Origin of the sequence: Pseudoxanthomonas sp. CCNWLW251 (assembly GCF_037402255.1) — a bacterium.
Classification (GTDB): domain Bacteria; phylum Pseudomonadota; class Gammaproteobacteria; order Xanthomonadales; family Xanthomonadaceae; genus Pseudoxanthomonas_A.
Genome location: NZ_JBBEGA010000002.1, coordinates 231,872 through 248,863, shown reverse-complemented (window position 1 = coordinate 248,863; position 16,992 = coordinate 231,872). Strand labels below are relative to the sequence as shown.

General features: G+C 68.1%; 14 protein-coding genes. 9 read left to right on the top strand and 5 right to left on the bottom strand.

The genetic code is table 11. The features are described 5' to 3' along the window. Positions 1-3: 3 nt before the first annotated feature. From WBN46_RS08095 to WBN46_RS08080, 4 genes are read right to left on the bottom strand one after another with little or no spacing between them, the layout of a single operon-like run. Positions 4-2,064 carry an NAD-dependent epimerase/dehydratase family protein gene (locus WBN46_RS08095; protein WP_337731091.1) on the bottom strand — a complete coding sequence of 687 codons (2,061 nt, stop codon included), beginning with the start codon at positions 2,062-2,064 and terminating at the stop codon, positions 4-6. Next, positions 2,061-3,266 (bottom strand): glycosyltransferase, encoded by a 1,206-nt coding sequence (locus WBN46_RS08090; RefSeq protein ID WP_337731090.1) that lies wholly within the window; start codon positions 3,264-3,266, stop codon positions 2,061-2,063. Before WBN46_RS08090 ends, WBN46_RS08095 begins: the two co-directional genes overlap by 4 nt. Then, on the bottom strand, positions 3,259-3,870 hold the full coding sequence (locus WBN46_RS08085) for a class I SAM-dependent methyltransferase (protein ID WP_185742035.1): 612 nt from the start codon (positions 3,868-3,870) through the stop codon (positions 3,259-3,261). Before WBN46_RS08085 ends, WBN46_RS08090 begins: the two co-directional genes overlap by 8 nt. A 25-nt stretch (positions 3,871-3,895) precedes the next feature. Next, positions 3,896-4,567 carry a J domain-containing protein gene (locus tag WBN46_RS08080; RefSeq protein ID WP_337731089.1) on the bottom strand — a complete coding sequence of 224 codons (672 nt, stop codon included), beginning with the start codon at positions 4,565-4,567 and terminating at the stop codon, positions 3,896-3,898. Positions 4,568-4,752: 185 nt separating this feature from the next. Between WBN46_RS08080 and WBN46_RS08075 the strand changes: the two genes are divergently transcribed. The 9 genes from WBN46_RS08075 (at position 4,753) to WBN46_RS08035 (ending at position 14,872) form a co-directional block, all read left to right on the top strand. Continuing rightward, on the top strand, positions 4,753-5,820 hold the full coding sequence (locus WBN46_RS08075; protein WP_337731088.1) for a polysaccharide deacetylase family protein: 1,068 nt from the start codon (positions 4,753-4,755) through the stop codon (positions 5,818-5,820). 21 nt (positions 5,821-5,841) lie between these two features. Then, positions 5,842-7,137, top strand: coding sequence for an O-antigen ligase family protein (locus WBN46_RS08070; RefSeq protein WP_337731087.1), 1,296 nt, complete (start codon positions 5,842-5,844; stop codon positions 7,135-7,137). After that, on the top strand, positions 7,134-8,687 hold the full coding sequence (locus WBN46_RS08065; RefSeq protein WP_337731086.1) for an oligosaccharide flippase family protein: 1,554 nt from the start codon (positions 7,134-7,136) through the stop codon (positions 8,685-8,687). Before WBN46_RS08070 ends, WBN46_RS08065 begins: the two co-directional genes overlap by 4 nt. Then, entirely contained in the window at positions 8,684-10,030 is a 1,347-nt protein-coding gene (locus tag WBN46_RS08060) for a phenylacetate--CoA ligase family protein (RefSeq protein WP_337731085.1), read from the top strand. The genes WBN46_RS08065 and WBN46_RS08060 overlap by 4 nt, the downstream gene beginning before the upstream one ends. Before the next feature lie 7 nt (positions 10,031-10,037). Beyond that, positions 10,038-11,189 (top strand): glycosyltransferase, encoded by a 1,152-nt coding sequence (locus tag WBN46_RS08055; RefSeq protein ID WP_192201495.1) that lies wholly within the window; start codon positions 10,038-10,040, stop codon positions 11,187-11,189. A gap of 30 nt (positions 11,190-11,219) precedes the next feature. After that, a complete protein-coding gene (locus WBN46_RS08050) occupies positions 11,220-11,861 on the top strand; it encodes a polysaccharide deacetylase family protein (protein ID WP_337731084.1) in 642 nt (213 codons plus the stop codon). A 109-nt stretch (positions 11,862-11,970) separates the two neighbouring features. Further along, a complete protein-coding gene (locus WBN46_RS08045; protein ID WP_337731898.1) occupies positions 11,971-13,158 on the top strand; it encodes a hypothetical protein in 1,188 nt (395 codons plus the stop codon). Then, positions 13,155-13,946, top strand: a complete 792-nt coding sequence (locus WBN46_RS08040; RefSeq protein WP_337731083.1) for a glycosyltransferase family 2 protein — start codon at positions 13,155-13,157, stop codon at positions 13,944-13,946. Before WBN46_RS08045 ends, WBN46_RS08040 begins: the two co-directional genes overlap by 4 nt. Positions 13,947-13,948: 2 nt before the next feature. Further along, positions 13,949-14,872: a glycosyltransferase family A protein gene (locus WBN46_RS08035; RefSeq protein WP_337731082.1), complete on the top strand. Its 924-nt coding sequence runs from the start codon at positions 13,949-13,951 to the stop codon at positions 14,870-14,872. 9 nt (positions 14,873-14,881) lie between these two features. Here WBN46_RS08035 and WBN46_RS08030 read toward each other — a convergent pair whose 3' ends face one another. Next, complete coding sequence (locus WBN46_RS08030; RefSeq protein ID WP_337731081.1) at positions 14,882-16,894, bottom strand: heparinase II/III family protein; 2,013 nt, start codon at positions 16,892-16,894, stop codon at positions 14,882-14,884. Positions 16,895-16,992: the final 98 nt, after the last annotated feature.

The following is a 16,992-nucleotide window of genomic DNA, read 5'->3' as shown; positions in this document are numbered from 1 at the left end:
CTGTCACCCGAACGTCGCATCCAGTCCCCTCTCCACGCCCACCCGCGGGGTCCAGCCCAGGCCGGTGCGTGCGGCCGTGGTGTCGAAGTTCGCCAACGGCCGCAGCGAGCGCACGCGATAGCGTGTCAGCGGCACGTCGCGGCGCAGGATCCTGCCCAGTTGCTCCACGCCGAAGCCCAGGGTCATGAACATCCAGCGCGGAACCCGCACGACCTTCACTTCGTCGCCGAACTTCCGCGTGCAGCGGGCCAGGTAGTCGGCCTGGGTGATGTGCGAGGTGTCCACCACGTTGAACAGCGGGTGCGCCGGTGCCGGTGCGTCGGCCGCGCACAGCAGTGCGTCCACCACGTCGTCCACGTACACCAGCGGTAGTGCCTGCGCACCGTCGCCGACGGCGACCCAGCGCCCGGCCAGGGCGATGACGCCGTTCGGGGTGACCTTCTCGGCGCCGGGCCCGAATATCTGGCCAGGACGCACGACGATGGCGGGCAATCCCCGCTGCGCCACCGCATCCAGCACCATGCGTTCGGCCGACAGCTTGGTCTGGGTGTAGGCACCGCGCCAGTCGGGATGTGGCTCCAGCGGCGACGATTCGGTCATCACCGCGTTCACGTCGCGCCCGGCGTGGTCGAACACGCTCATCGAGCTGACGTACACCAGCCGCTTCACCGAAGCGTCGACGCAGGCATCGACGATGTTGCGCGTGCCCCAGACGGTGCCGGCCTCGAAGTCGCGCGGTCCACCGCGCATCGCGGCGCCCACGTGGTAGACCAGCGGCACGCCGTCGACGGCATGGCGCACGATGCGCGGGTCGCCCAGGTCGCCGATGACGGTCTGGATATCCTTGTCCTGCGCAAAAGCCGCCACGGGACGACGCACCAGCACGCGCACCGTCCTGCCCTGTTCGCGCAGGCGTGCCACGACGCGCTTGCCGAGGAAGCCGGCGGCGCCGGTGACCAGCACGTCCGCCGGCGGAAGCGCGGCGTAGCGCGATTCCAGCAGCGCGATGCGCTCAGCATCGGGGTCTGCGCAGACCGGTTCCAGCAGCTGCGCGATACGCAACGCGTCCTCGCCAGTGAAGGGAGGAGATGCATTGTCGCGCGCGGCGCGTGCGAACTCCGCCGCGCCCCGCCGGATGCCGGGTGACGGCTTGAGCATGCCGGTGGCGAACCGCACCACGTTCCACGGCACGCGGAATACGTCCTTGCATGCACTGGCGAAGGCGTTGACCACGATGCCGATGAACTTCGGCCCGGGCAGCACCCGATGGATGCGGCATGTCTGCAGGAAGCGGTCCACCTCGATCGTGCCGCGCGTGCCGCGCACGAACACGCGGTTCTCCATCGGCCGGGCGTTCCACGACAGCAGCAGGCGGCCCACGCCATCGCGCGCCACCGCGTGCGCCTGCCATTCGTCGAAGTGCAGGTTGGGGTCGGTGCCGCGGGCCTGGCAATCCACCCGCAGTTCGCGCACCGGTCCGAGGAAGGCTTCCAGGGTATACAGGCCATGCACGCCCAGGTCGCGGAACGGATACGAGCCCTGGGTGACCGAGCCCGGCAGCGGGCCACCGGCATACGGCGGATATTCCGAGTTGCGCACGATCTCCACCGACACCACGTCGCCGATGCGTCCGTCGCGCACGGCCTGCATGGCCTGCATGAGCACGGGATCGAAGAGGTCGGAGTGGTTCACGCCGAGCTGCAGCTTGCGCGCGCGCGCGGCGGCGATCATCGCCTCGCAATCGTCGACGGTATCGGCCATGGGTTTTTCCACCAGCACATGGCAGCCCATGTCCATCGCCCGCAGGGCGATGGCGGCATGGAAGGCAGGCGGCGTCAGCACATAGACCGCCTGGGGACGCTGGTCCGCCAATTCGTCCAGATGGGCCGCGACGCGCGGCACCTTGAAGCGGTCGGCCAGCGCCTGCGCCGCGGTGAGGTTCGGGTCGCAGATGCCGACGACGTCGACGAAATCCAGCTCGGCCAGGGCGGCGAGGTGATGGGTGGCGACATAGCCCGCGCCGACGATGGCAACGCGCAGGCGGGTGGAAGCGGGAACGGTCATGGGGCAGGGGTCATCATGGAGGTATGTGGTCGGTGATCGAGCGCGTGGGTCACGGTGGCCAGCACGTCCTCGACCCGGCGGTCCCAGGTCTGCGCCGCCACGGCGGCGACGCGTTCGTCGGCGGCCTCGCGGCTGTCGTCGCGCAGTGCCTGCTCGAGGGCGGCGAGGAAGCCGCCCCGGTCTTCCGCAATGCGGACCCACTGCGCGAACTTCGCGATCTCGGGGTTGTACGTGCTCACCACGGGCTTGCCGGTGGCCAGGTACTCGCGCAGCTTGAGCGGGTTGGCGTTGGCGACCTGGCGGTTCATCCGGTACGGGATGATGGCGGCGTCGAACGCCTTCGCCCATTGCGGAAGCGTGGGGTAGGGTTGGGGGCCGGCCAGCCGCACATTGGGCAGTGCCCGCAGCGAAGACACATCGACCGCCGGATGGCCGACCAGCAGGAAGCTCCATTGCGGGCGCTGTTGCGCCAGCCATGCGATCAGCTCGATGTCGATCCATTCGTGGATCGAGCCGATGTAGCCGACCACGGGCCCCTTCAGGTCGCGTGCGCCTTCCGCCACGGGCGTGTCGGGCATGCGCGCGGTGAGGAACAGGTCGAGGTCCACGCCGTGCGGGGCGTACGTGGCCGTGGGATTGAGCGCCTGTTTGAGGGGCAGCAACGACGGTGGCGCGACGAACAGCTGGTCGGCCTCGCGGCTGAGCGCCTCGTCGCGGCGACCGATCAGGTCGGCATCCACGCCGGGATGCGCTGCATAGTCGTCGATGCAGTAGTACACGCAGAAGTCCTCGCCCAGGCGGTGCGCGAGGAAGCCCGGGTGGGGGACGACGAACCACGACAGGTAACGGGTGATGCCGACCATGCGCAGCGCGCGTCGCACGGCCCAGCGGCTGAAGAGCCGGTTGAAGACCTCCACGCCGGGAATGCGCCGGAACGGCAGCTGCGGCACGGTGCAATGCCAGAAGCCCTCGCGGATCGGTACCGGCGGCCGCAGCGCGGCGGCCAGCTTGCGCCATGCGCGCTTGAGGTCGCGCCCGGAGGTGTTGGGCGCCCGCATGCCCGGGGAGTCCACGTAGAGCACGGGCATGCGGTTCGCCAGGCGCGTGGCGACGTGATGGCTGCTGGTGCGGTTCTCCGCGTTCCAGTCGTTGCCGAAATAGACCACGCCGCGCCCCTGCAGCGCGGTGGACGGATCACTCATCACGCCACCAGCCGATGAGCCAGGCGGTGCCGCCATGGTGGATCCAGGTCTTCTGCAGGCCGGGAATGGCCTCGACGTGCGGCCCCACGCGACCGCATGCCGGCGCGAAGAACGTCACCAGGCCGCAGCGGCCGAGATGGCGCATGCGGGCGATCGTGGCCGCAGGATCGCTCAGGTAATAGAGCACCTCGCAGGCGGTGACGAGGTCGAAACGGTGGCGTTCGTCGCCCCACGGTTGCTGGAACAGGTCGGCGGCGGCGAAGTGCGCCTGCGGCAGGCGAAGGCGCGCGCGTTCCACCGCGGCAGCACTGACATCCAGGCCGTACTGTTCGTCGCTGAGGCGGGCCAGATGCTGGGTCTGGTGTCCTTCGCCGCATCCGATCTCGAGTACCGAACCCACGCGGCCGAACGCCTGCTCGATGACGCGGTTGGTGGCTTCGAAGCGCGTGCGCTCCATGGCCGAGTCCATGTTCCATGGATCCTCGACGCGATAGGCCAGATCCAGGCGCGCATGGTTGTCGTTGCCGCCCACGCCGCGCAGCGCGTACTTCATCCACAGGCGACGCTGGGCCTTCTTCAGCAATCGGGCGGTATCACTCCACATTCGCGTGTCCTCTTTCCTTGTCCGCTCAGCCGCACGCGGCCGGGCCGCGTGGGCCCTCGGTTGCCTGGTGCGCGGAGTCACGTCCTGCGGGCAGCGGACGCGAAGGTGCGCTGTACCAGCCGGTGATCCTGTCGCATTCGATGTCGACCCACGAAGGACCGTAATGCCAGCGCGCAGCATGCTCGGTTGTCGGCTCGCCCAGGATCCTGCGCGCCTGCCCGGTGTCCATGCCCAGTTCGAGCTGCCGCGCGGCGCGTGGCTGCCATGCCGCGGCGGAGGCATCGCCGGGGCCGGCGGGATCGAGGGTGGGGACGGCGGTGCGGTTGGCGCCCAGCCAGTACAGCAGCGCGGCGACCAGGGCGCCGATCAGCAGGTAGCGGCGTGAACGGGGCGGCGCGGGTGTTTCGTCGTACGCGGGCATGTCGTGGGCGACGGGTTCGGCCTGGGCCGGGGCGTGCATGCTGCGCCGGGGTGCGGAGGCGCCCGGCAGCCGTCCATGCACGCGGTGGAAGTCGAGGGTCGCTTCGTACAGGCGATTCAGGCGCTGCAGTCGCGGCAGGTCCGAGGCATCGCCCTGCATGTCCGGGTGCAGGGCCGCCACGCGCCGGCGATAGGCCTGCTTGAAGGCGGCCATGCCGCATTCCGCGTCCAGCCCCAGCTCTTCGTACATGCTGACGAAGTCGGTATCGTCCGACATTGGTGACGCGCCCCTGTATCGCCGTCGGCGCCTTCTTGGCGCGTGATGTCTGCTTTCCCAGCTATACGCGTTCCGGGGCGCGATCCGGCCAGTCCAGGGGCTGGCCGCGCGCGCCGGCTTTCTACGTATTCACCAGCACAGGCAAGGTTGCCGAACTGCGGATGATGATGACCAGGGGATCATCGATGAGCGTCGCGGCGCGCGTGGGGCGCCGGCAGCTGTTGGCACGCTGGTGCCATCGGCTGGGCGCGCTGCCATTGCTGAAGCGCGTGAGGCCGGGGGCGCACGGGGAAGTGCGCGTGCTGGCGTACCACCGCGTGCTGGAGTCGTCCGACCCGAAGGGTTTCAGTTTCGATCCGGAGTTGATCAGCGCGTCCGCGGACGTCTTCCGCCAGCAGATGCAGCACCTGAAGGCGAACTTCGTGCCGATGCGCTTCGACGAGGTGCTGGACCATCTCGATCGCCGCAGGCCATTGCCCGCAGGAGCCACGCTGGTCACCTTCGACGACGGCTACGACGATAACTACCGCATCGCGTTCCCGATCCTGCGCGATCTGGGCATGTCGGCGATGTTCTTCGTGTCCACGGGCCATATCGATTCCGGGCGGCCGTACGCGTACGACTGGCTGGTGCACATGCTGTGCTCGGTGCCCGACGGCGCGCGCCTGCAGGTGCCCGAACTGGGTATCGACTGGGGGTTGGAGGCCACACTGACGGAGCGCCGGCGCCAGGCTTCCGACCTGCTGTACCGGGTGAAGCTGCTGGATGACGACGAGCAGGCGGCACTGGTCGCCCGGCTGGAAACCACCTGGGGCATCCCGCGCACCGTGGGTCACCCGGATTGCCGGCCCATGACCTGGGACCAGCTGCGCGAGATGCAGCGTGGCGGCATGGAGATCGGGTCGCACGGCGTGGACCACCGCATGCTGGCGAAGCTGCCGCTGGAGCGCATGGTGGGCGAGGTACGCGAATCCAAGCTCGCGCTGGAGCGCGAACTGGGCGTGCCCGCGCGGGTCATCTCGTATCCCGTGGGTGGGCCCGATGCGTTCAACCACGACACGGTCGAGGCGGTTCGCGCAGCGGGCTTCGGGCTGGCATGCAGCTACGTGGCCGGCGTTGGCCGGCTGGGGCCGGCCACGCAGTTCTCGCTGCCCCGCCTGCCGGTGGAGCGGCACATGGACATGCCGTGGTTCCAGGCGATGATGGCGCTGCCGGAGCTGTTCACCTACGCCTCGCGGCTGCGCACGGGCTGAGGCAGGGAGCGACAGGGGACCATGTTCTTTTTCTTGTTGGTGTACCTGATCCTGGTGCTGATCAGGCCACAGGACTACCCGGCGGTGGCCGAATCGCCCGGCCCGCCCCTGCAGTCCATCGCGCTGGTGCTGGCGGCGGGCCTGTGGGTGTTCTCGCAGCGCAAGTCGTTCAACCAGCCGCAGTACCTGCTGATCCCGATCTTCCTCTTCATCGCCATGGTGTCCAAGGTGGTGAACGGCTGGGCAGGCGGTGCGCTGTTCGTGTTCTTCGTGTTCGCCCCCGTGCTGCTGGCCTACGTGCTGCTCGCCAATGCCGTGGATACGCGCAAGCGCATGCAGGTGGCGATGGGGGTATTCATCGTGTGTGCGTCGGTGCTGGCGGTGCACGGCATCGACCAGGCCAGCACGGGCATCGGCTGGACCGGCGTCGAGCTCTCGCAGGGCACGCGCATCCAGTACGTGGGCATCTTCAACGACCCCAACGACCTGGGCATGCTGTTCGTGATGTGCCTGCCGATGGCCTTTTATCTGAGCGCGCAGGGTGGCTGGCTGGGGCTGAAGCGGCTGTTCTGGTGGACTGCCATCGTGTTGCTGGTCTGGGGCTGCTACCTGACCAATTCGCGCGGCACGCTGCTGGCACTGGTGGCGATGCTGGGCGTGTACGTCTGGCGCACGCGCGGCCTGTTCCTGGCGGGCCTGATGGGCGCCGGCGCACTGGGGGGGCTGATGATGCTGCCCTCGCGCATGCAGGAAATGGATGTGTCCGAAGCCTCCGCGATGGGACGCGTCGAATCCTGGTACGAGGGCATCCAGATGTTCATCGGGAGCCCTGTGTTCGGCATCGGTGCCGGCGGCTACTCGGACCTGCATGAACTGACGGCGCACAACTCCTTCGTCCTGGTGCTCGCGGAAACGGGCATCGTGGGCTTCACCGTCTGGCTGGCGATCGTGGGCTACTGCTTCCGCATGATGCTGGCCATCGTGAACCGCGGCGACGACATCATCGACGACGTGCCGCTCGAGGTGCCCGACGATATCGCGCTGAAGGAATGGAGGACCGACAAGGCCTTGAGCCTGAGCCTGCTGTTGTCGCTGACCGGCTTCTTCACGGCGGCGTTCTTCCTCAGCCGCAGCTACGTGATCATCCTGTACCTGCTGGTCGCGCTGGTCGTCGGCCACTACACGCGCATGCGGTCCACGTACCCCAGCCTGCCGCAGTTCTCGCTCGACAGGGACATCATCCGCTGGCCCCTTATTGCCGTAATCGGCGTTATCGGGCTGTATCTGACCGTGAAGGTCCTGTTGGCCCTGGCATGAACTCCCGCTCGCGCACGCTCAGCAACACCCTGTTCTCCTCGGTGGGCATGTACACCGAGTACGTGCTGGGCATGCTGACGTCGATCATCATCGCCAGGCACCTGGGACCGGAGGGTTTCGGCACCTACAGCCTGGTGATCTGGCTGGTGGCGATGGGCGTGGCGACCACCAACTCGGGCACGGCCAGTGCGGCGATCAAGTTCATCGCCGAACTGCGCGGATCCGGGCACCTCGAACAGATCCCCTACGTGCTCACCTACCTGCGGCGCGCGCAGCGGGTGTTCATGCTGTTCGTGCTGCTGGCGGGCGCCGCGTTGTTCATCTTCGCCGGCGACCATGTCGCGCCCGGCATGAACCACACGCTGCTGCTGGGGTTCCTGATCCTCGGCGTGGTGCTGCGCTCGTCGTACATGTTCAACATCGGGGTGGCGAAGGGCTTCGAGAACTTCCGCGCCACCGCGATCGTGGCGCTGGTGTCCACCCCCATCAACCTGCTGCTCGTCATCGCGGCGTGGCAGCTGGACGCACCGGTGGAATGGCTGCTGGCGGTGTTCTCGCTGTCGGGCATCGTCTTCTACGTGGTGTCGCTGCGGCAGATCCGTCCGCTGCTTCCGCCACGCCAGCCCGGCGTGGTGCTGCCGCCGACACTGCGTGCGCGCATCGGCCACCACATGCGCTGGACGGCGTTGACCGTGTCGGTCAGCTTCCTGGTGGCCAGCGAGGTGGAGGTGATGTTCCTCAACCTGTACGCGGACAGTCACGATGCCGGCCAGTTCAAGGTGGCCTACCAGCTGGCGGTCGGCGCGGCGGCGCTGGTGCCGGGGGTGTTCGGTGCGCTGCTGCTGCCGATGATGGCGAGCGCACTCAGCCAGGGCAGGGAAGTCGCGGCGCGGCGCTTCGCCGGCACCACGCACTACCTGTCGCTGCTGGCGACGCCGCTGATGGCGTTCGGCCTGGTGTTCGGCGACGACGTGATCCACCTGTTGTACGGGCCCGAATACTGGGCGGCGGGTCCGCTGTTCTCCGCCTGCCTGTTCGCCACGTGCCTGACCACGATGGCGCAGGGGGCCTCCAGCATGCTGGTCAGCGCGGACCGGCAGCGCAGCATCCTGGTGCTGGCGGTGACCAGCGGCGTGCTGAAGCTGACGCTGTCCGCCGTGCTGATCGCGCACTTCGCCCTGGTGGGCGCGGTGATCGGTTACCTCACCGTGGCCCTGGTGAACGCCACGTTGTACATCTCGCTTGCGATCCGGGTCAGCCACGCACGGCTGGCCTGGGGCGCGCTGGGGCGCGTGCTGCTGGCGGGCGCGCTGGCGGCGGCGCTGGCGTGGCCGTTGCGGGGGCATCTGGTGCCCTGGGCGGCGGTCCTGCTGGGGGGCGTGCTGCTGGTGCTGTCGTATGCGCTGTTCACGCTCCTGCTGCGCTGCTGGAGCCGCGACGACATCGAGCACCTGCAACTGCTGCACCGCCGCTTCGCCGCGGGTCGTCCGCGCATGGGCGCGCGCCTGCTGGCATGGGCCCACGAACGTGCGGGGGAAGGCGCCTCATGACGGGTCTCTACGAACCCCTGTTCCGCCATGTGCTTTTCCCCGCGTACGAATCCGGCTTGCGCGGGCGCAAGACGCTGTCGTACCTGCGCGAGTACGAGCGTCAGCAATGGCTGGCGCCGGAGCAGATCGATGCGCTCCAGTGGCAGAAGCTGCAACACCTGCTGCGCCATTGCTGGGAGCACGTGCCCTACTACCGGGAAACCTGGGCCGGGCTTGGCATTGCCGCGCCGGAGGACATCCGCGATCCCGCGCACTACGCCCGGCTACCCGTGCTGGACAAGCCCACGATCCGCGCCAATTTCGAGCGCTTGATCGCCGGCCCGCAGCGGGCCGGCCTGCTCTACAAGACCACCGGCGGCTCGACCGGCGAACCCCTGAAGTTCGGCTACACGCGCGATAGTTATGAGCGCCGCGTCGCGATCATGTGGCGTGGCTACGGATGGGCCGGTGCACGGCTGGGGCAGCGTACCCTCTACCTGTGGGGCACGCCGCTCGGCGCGCAGAAGCGCAAGGACCTGCTGTACCACGGCGCCTTCAATCGCCGCATGCTCAATGCCTTCGAGATGGACCGCACGCGCATGGCGGAGTACGCCGATGCGATCGACCGTTTCCAACCCGAAACCATCGTGTCCTACGTCGCACCCATCGTGGAGATGGCGGACTGGCTGATCGCCACCGGTCGCCGGGTGCATGCGCCGCTGCGCATCCTGGGTGCCGCCGAGGCGCTGCATGACGCGCAGCGCACGCGCATCGAACAGGCCTTCGGCGCGCCGGCCTACAACACCTACGGCTGCCGCGAGTTCATGCTGATCGCCGCCGAATGCGAGCACCGCGATGGTCTGCACGTCAACGCGGACCATCTCAAGGTGGAACTCGGCCATGGCGAAAGTGCCGGCGGGGAAGGGCCGCGCGAACTCGTGATCACCGACCTGCACAACCTGGGCATGCCGCTGCTCCGCTACGTCAATGGCGACCTTGCCACGCCCGGCCATGGCCGCTGCACTTGCGGACGCGGACTGCCGCGGCTGGCGCGCGTGGATGGACGCAAGCTGGATGCGTTGCGCACCCGTGATGGCCGGTTCGTGCCGGGCGAGTACGTGGTGTATGCCTTCCTGGGCGCGACCGGCATCCGGCGCTACCAGGTGGTGCAGAAGCAACTGGATGCATTCGAGATCCTGATCGTGCCGGACGCAGGCTTCGATGCCGGCATCATCGAGCATGTGCGGAGCGAACTGGTCAAGGTCGTGGGCGACAGTGTCGCCCTGAACTTCCGCCTCACGGACGAGATCCCGCTGACGCCCAGCGGCAAACAGCGGGTCACCGTGTCGGAACTTGGAGGGTAGGAAGAGCGTGGAGATCGTGCATTTCGTCGAGAACCTTGACCGGGGCGGGCTGGAACGCACCGTGGTGGACCTGATCGCGAGCCAGCGCGAGGCGGGTCACCAGTGCCGGGTCATCTGCCTGTTCAAGCTGGGCCTGCTGGCCAGGGAACTGCTGGCCAGCGGTGTCCGGGTAGACGCCTGCGGCAAGCAGCCTGGCCTGGACCTGCGCGCGCTGCGTCGCGCACGCGCGTTGCTGCGGCAGTCGCCCAACGCCGTCATCCACACGCACAACGCCATGGCGCACTACTACGCGGTGATGGCGTCGCTGGGCTTGCCCGTGAAGTGCCGCATCAACACCCGCCACGGCATGGGCGGTCGCTCGCGCAGCGGTCGCCAGGAATGGCTGTACCGGCAGAGCATGCGCTTCACCGACTACGCCGTCGCGGTATGCGAAGCCGCACGCGAGCGCTTCGCCGAAGAAGGCGTGCATCCGCGGCATGGCCTGCTGGCGGTGCCGAACGGCATCCGGCTGGAGCGCTTCCGTTCCGCTGGCCCGGATGCACGCCAGACGCTTGCCACCGAACTTGGCTGGCCTGCGGGCAGCCGGATCATCGGAACCGTGGGGCGCCTGCAGCCGGTGAAGGACCACGCGTTGTTGCTGCGCGCCTTCGCCAAGGTGCGCATGCAGGTGCCGGAAGCCGTGCTCGCCATCGTCGGCGACGGTCCGTTGCGCGAGGCGCTGGAGGCGCAGGCCACGCAGGCCGGACTGGCGGATGCGGTCAGGTTCCTCGGTGACCGCCATGATGTGCCGCGCCTGCTCATGGGCATGGAAGTGTTCGCGCTGTCGTCGTCCAGCGAAGGCTATTCGATCGCGCTGCTGGAGGCGTGCGCGGCCGGACTTCCGATCGTGGCCACGGATGTGGGTGGCAACCGCGAGATCGTCCGCGAGGGTGTGAACGGCCGGCTGGTGCCGTCGGGCGATGCGGCCGCGCTCGCCACGGCGTTGATCGCGCTGCTGCGCGGCGGCGACCGTGCCGCGACGATGGGCCGGGCAGGGCAGGCGTGGGCGCAGGCGGAAGCCTCGTTCCGCACCATGGCCGAGCGTTACCATGGCCTCTACGAGGATGATGGCCAGGACATGTCATCCGGTGCGATGGCCGTGCAGGGACGCATCTCATGAAACTTTGCGCTTCCCGGTAATCCGATCGCCATGAATCCACGTCCACGACGCCTGAAACTGCTGCGCTTCCTGCCGAACGGCTGGCTGTCGACCGCCGGCCCGAGCGGGGAGCGGCGCGCGCTGTACCTGACGTTCGACGATGGCCCGCATCCTGCCCATACGCCGCCGTTGCTGGACTTGCTGGCGGAGCATGATGCCAAGGCCAGCTTCTTCCTGGTGGGGCGCGAGGTGGAACGGCACGACGCACTCGCGCGCCGCATCGCTTCGGAAGGGCACACGCTGGGCAACCATTCGTACTCGCATCCGGTCTTCGAATCGCTGACGCTGGGGCAGCAGATGGAAGAGATCGATCGCACCGAGAAACTCCTGCAGGGCATCGATGGCCGCGCACGCCACGCATTCCGTCCACCCCGCGGCGTGTTGAGCGTGCCGATGCTGGCGCGGCTGGTGGGGCGCCGGCACCGCATCGACTACTGGTCGTATGACAGCCTGGACTACAGCCGGCGTCCCGTGCCGGAGTTGCTGGAGACGATCGGGCGCCATCCGCCGCGCGGTGGCGACATCATCCTGATGCACGACGACAGCGACCATTCGCTCGAACTGCTGCGTCGCCTGATCCCGGCATGGAAAGCCCAGGGATTCGATCTGCGCGCCCTGCCGCACGTGCATTGACCTTGCCGCACCCCGGCATGGGGTGGCCGGTGCATCCGCGTTGTCGCGTTTTCTGGAGTGACGATGGCGCGACCACGCGCCGGCAACGACAGGGGGATGCTTGGACGGTGTGATGTGGCTGGCGGGGCTGGCCGTCGTGATCCTGGCGACCGTGCTGGCGGTCTGGAAGTTGCTGCGTTCGCGCAACATGGAACTCTGGATCGGCAACTACCTGCGGCGCCCGCGCATGCGCGCCGTGGAGGGGCCCGTGCACGTGATGTTCTGCTTCGTCGACCACTTCGAGCCCATGTGGCATGGCGCGGATGAAGCGACGCAGCGCGAGCGCGTGGACCGCTGGTGCCGTGACTACCGCACGCTGGCCGGACGCCACCGGGACGCGGATGGCCGGCCGCCCCAGCACAGCTTCTTCTATCCCGAAGAGGAGTACGTGCCGGAGTATCTCGACAAGCTCTCCGCGCTGTGCACCGACGGCTATGGCGAGATCGAAGTGCACCTGCACCACGACAACGATACCGAGGCCAACTTCAAGGAAGGCATGTCGCGTTTCTGCCGCGTGCTGCACGAACGCCATGGCGCGCTGCCGCGTGATCCGGCCACGGGCGAACTCCGTTTCGGCTTCATCCACGGCAACTGGTGCCTGGACAATTCGCGGCCCGATGGCCGCTGGTGCGGCCTGGACAACGAGCTGATCCTGCTGCGCGAGCTGGGATGCTACGCGGACTTCACGCTGCCTTCCGCACCCAGCGACACCCAGACCAGCACCATCAACAGCATCTACTACGCCACCGACGATCCGCACGCGCCGAAGTCGCACGACCAGGGCGTGCCGGTCCGCGTCGGCGGACAGGCGAGTGGCGACCTGATGCTCATCCAGGGGCCGCTTGGCCTGAACTGGAAGGATCGACGCATGGGCATCATCCCGCGCATCGAGAATGCCGATGTGCGCAGGGGCCAGCCGCCGACGCCGCAACGGGTCGATGCCTGGGTGCGCGCCGGCGTGCATGTGCAGGGCAGGCCCGACTGGCTGTTCGTGAAGATCCATACCCACGGCACGCAGGAAGGCGATATCGATACGCTGCTCGGTCCGCCGGTCGATGCGATGCACGACTATCTCGAATCCGCCTACAATGATGGCAAGCAGTACGTGCTGCATTACGTCACCGCGCGCGAGGCCTACAACATCGTCAAGGCCGCAGAGGCGGGCATGCAGGGCAATCCCGGTGCCTACCGCGACTATGCGTTGCCGGCCCCGCGCGCATCCTGGGCCGGCGGCAAGATGGCGCAGGCGGCCGCGTGACGGACGCTACGCCAGCCGCCCCGCTGGATGCGCCGATGGTCAGCGTGGTGATGCCCGTGTACAACGCGCAGGCCACGATGCGCCGGTCCATCGATTCGGTCCTGCAGCAAAGCCACCCGAACCTGGAACTGATCCTGGTCAACGACGGCTCGCGCGACGGTTCGCCGGCCATCATGGACGAGTACGCAGCGCGCGATCCGCGCGTGGTGGCGATCCACCAGGCCAACGGGGGCGTCGCGGCTGCACGTAACCGGGGGTTGCAGGCCGCGCGCGGAAGCCACGTTGCGTTCCTGGACAGCGACGACTGGTGGACGCACGACAAGCTCGCCCTGCAACTCGAACACATGCGGCGGACCGGCGCGCGCGTGTGCTACACCGCCTATCAGCGCGTGGGCGAGGATGGCAGGCCATTGGCGACCGTGCTGCCCCCGGCGCGCGTGGACTATGCCGGCATGCTCTACAGCAACCGCATCGGCAACCTGACCGGCATCTACGAGCGATCGCTGGGCGAGGTGGCGTTCCAGAAGATGGGGCATGAAGACTACGTGTTCTGGCTGGATCGGGTGCGACGTGCCGGCCATGCCGAACGCGTGCCGGATGAGCGGCCGCTGGCGTACTACCTCGTCCGCGAAGGTTCGGTGTCGTCGAACAAGTTGCGTGCCGCCGGCTGGCAGTGGCGGATCTACCGCGACATCGAGAGCCTGCCCTGGCCGCGGTCGGCGTGGTGCATGCTGCACTACATCGCGCATGCGCTGCTCAAGCGACGTCCCGTCTCAAGGCTGGCGTGACCATGGCATCGTCTTCCCCCGTGACGGTGCCGGACTACGCGGTGGTGATTCCGGCGTACCAGGCCGCTGCCACCCTGGCGCGCGCACTGGACAGTGTCGTGACGCAGACCTTGCCGCCGCGCCAGATCGTGGTGGTGGACGATGGCTCCCCCGATGGCGACGAGATGGCGCGCATCGTGGCGGGTTATGGCGGCGTCGTCGAACTGCTGCGGCAGCCCAACGGCGGACCCGCCAGTGCGCGCAATGCGGGCGTGCGCGCGACATCGGCGGCATGGGTGGCATTCCTGGATGCGGACGACACCTGGTTGCCGCACAAGATGCAGGCACAGATGCCCTTGGCGGTGGATCCGCGTGCCGGTCTTCTGCATGGCAGTGCGCGCGAGGACCGCCTGGCGCTGCCGGCGGAGATGGATTTCGACCTGCTGTGGCGGTGCAACCGCATATGCACCTCGATGAGCGTGGTGCGCCGCGAAGTCTTCGATACCCTGGGCGGCTTCTTCGAAGCGCGCGAGCTCATCGGTGCCGAGGACTACAGCCTGTGGTTGCGCATCGCGCACGCAGGCTGGCGGGTGCGAGCCTGCTCTGGCCTGGTGGGCCGTTACACGCCTGTGGAAGGCAGCCTGACCAGTCGTATCGAACGCTGCGCCGCTGCGGAGATCCACAACGCGCAGACGCTGGGCGAACAGTTGTCGCTGCCTGCCGCGATGGTGGCGTGGAAGGTGCGGGTGATCCGTACGGAGTTCGCCCGCCACCTGATCCATGCGCGCCGGTTGCAGCCGGCACGCCACCTGCTGTTGCCGGCGCTGGTCGCACGGCCCACGCTGGAACGCATCAGCCTGATGTCGATCAGCTGCATGCCCATCCCCGTGCTGGACATGCGCCGCCGCCTGCGCGCGCGCGGGCGGCGGCCTTACCCTTGCCCGTGACGGGGCAGGTCAGATTTCGCTCAGTTCGACGACATAGCCGGTGGTGCCGCCCTGCACGTCGATGCGGAAGCGCGCGCCATCCTCGACGTACTTGCCCGAGCTGAAGTTGCTGTTGATCGTCGCGTTGGCCGGCTCCAGCACGCGTACGCGCAGGCGGCCCGCCGTGGCTTCGCGGCTGTTCACCAGTGTCGGCGCCACCGGCACGTTCACCTGGAACGTCGCGGTGGTGCCGCTGGTGATGCTGAAGCTGTCGCGGACGGTCAGGCGGCGGTTGGCGAAGGTGAAGTTGCGCTGCCAATTGGTGACCGCGTCGCTGTTGCAGAACGCCGGGGTCAGGTTGGCATCGGCGGTGAAGGAGCCGCCGCTGCCGGGATTGACCGTGAGCGTCGAGGCCCGCGTGGTGGATTCGCACTGGCGTGCCACCGTGCCATTGCGCACGAAGCGCACCAGGTTGTGCACATCGGTGCCCTGGTTGATGCCGCTGTGGCTCCAGATGTTGGCGGTGACCGCCAGCCAGTCGCCGGAGAACAGCGTGAACGAACCCTGGTCCTGGTGGGCGTGGCTCTCGTTGTAGGGTCCGGCCACGATCGCCAGCCACATCGCATCACGCGTCCATCCGGTACGCGCGAACAGGTGTCCGGTACCGCGGGCGTGGTAGACCAGCTCCGACGGTACGGCGGCCGTGGTGCCGGCAGGCAGCAGGTCGTAGCGATAGTTGAAGCCGGAGCCCATGCGCGCGATCGAGATGTTGTTGAGCCACCAGGTCGCCTGGTTCTGCACGACCGGATTGGTCGCCACCGAACGGGCCTCCAGCATCAGGCGGCGGTGGTAGTCGTAGATGTCGGGAACCGAACTGCGTGCCTGGTCGCCGATCGGCGCGAAGCGGTCCAGCGTGGGCACCGTGGCATGCACCCAATACGGGATGCTGTCGGACGCATGGCTGTTGGCGTTGGCCAGGTCGGTGCCGGTGGCATCGCGCCAGATGCGGTACAGCGAGAACAGCCGCATGTGCGAGGTGCCGTAGCCGGTGCCTTCGCTGCTGCCGCCGCCGGGCAGCCGGGCGAAGTAGGTCTGCAGCGCAGGCAGCTTGTTGTCGCGGAGGAAGTTGAACCAGGTGCTGTTGCCGCTGGCCAGCGCCCAGTACATCGTCGCTTCGACGAAGCTGTAGTAGTAGTTGTTGCCGGGATTGCTCACCGACCAGCCGGACCACGGATGGCTGCGACCGCCCCATTGGGCGTTGTTGTAGTTCCAGATGTTCCACACCGCCTGTTCCGCGTATGCGGACCAGCGGGTGCGCTGGCTGGCGGTGATGCTGCCGCCGCAGGCGGTCATGGTGGCTGCGACATCGGCGATCATCGGGCCTACCTCGAGATAGGAATCTCCCGCCACGGCAGGACGGCCGCCACCGGCGATCGCGGATTCCGCCGCGCTGACCTGCGCCTCGACCATGCTGACAGCCAGCGTGCAGTACTTGGCCTCGGGCGAAAGCTGGTACATCAGCGCGGCCTCGGCGGCACTGAAGCCGTAGCCGCGATTGCCGGCGACGGCCGCATCCACCCAGCCCTTGAAGCGGGTGTAGGCCGCAGAGGCCTTGTCGACCGCCGGCACCGGCATGGGCAGGTTCACCAGCCGTGGCCGGGAGGAATTCGAACTGATCCGCCCGCCGCTGCTCAGGACCGGGGTTGAATCCACGGTGGGGGCAACCGGCGTGAGAACGACGGGATTGGCCGTGCTGGTGCCGGGGGTGCCGACGGCAGCGCGTTCGCGTGCGCGGCGGGCGAGCCGGGTATTGGCTGAAGCGCGCGTCCAGAAGCGCAGGACGTGGTCGCGGGTATCCTGGCGCAACTCGGCGAAGTCATCTTCGGCCTGGATCCAGGCGTGGGATGCGAAGGCCTGGGCACGAAGCCCGAACAGGCCGCCGGCGGCGCTGGCAGCGGTCAGGGCGGTAAGCGATGCGGCGCCCAGGAACAGGGCGATGGGCAACCGGCGGGTGCGGCGGGGGGAAGCGGGCGTGCGCGACAAAGGGGTTCTCCTGGCAAGAAAACCGCGCACGAACGAATTGGAAGACGACAGCCCTCGAGGCTGGTGACTACCCGCTGCAGCGCCCCCTCGCTACATGC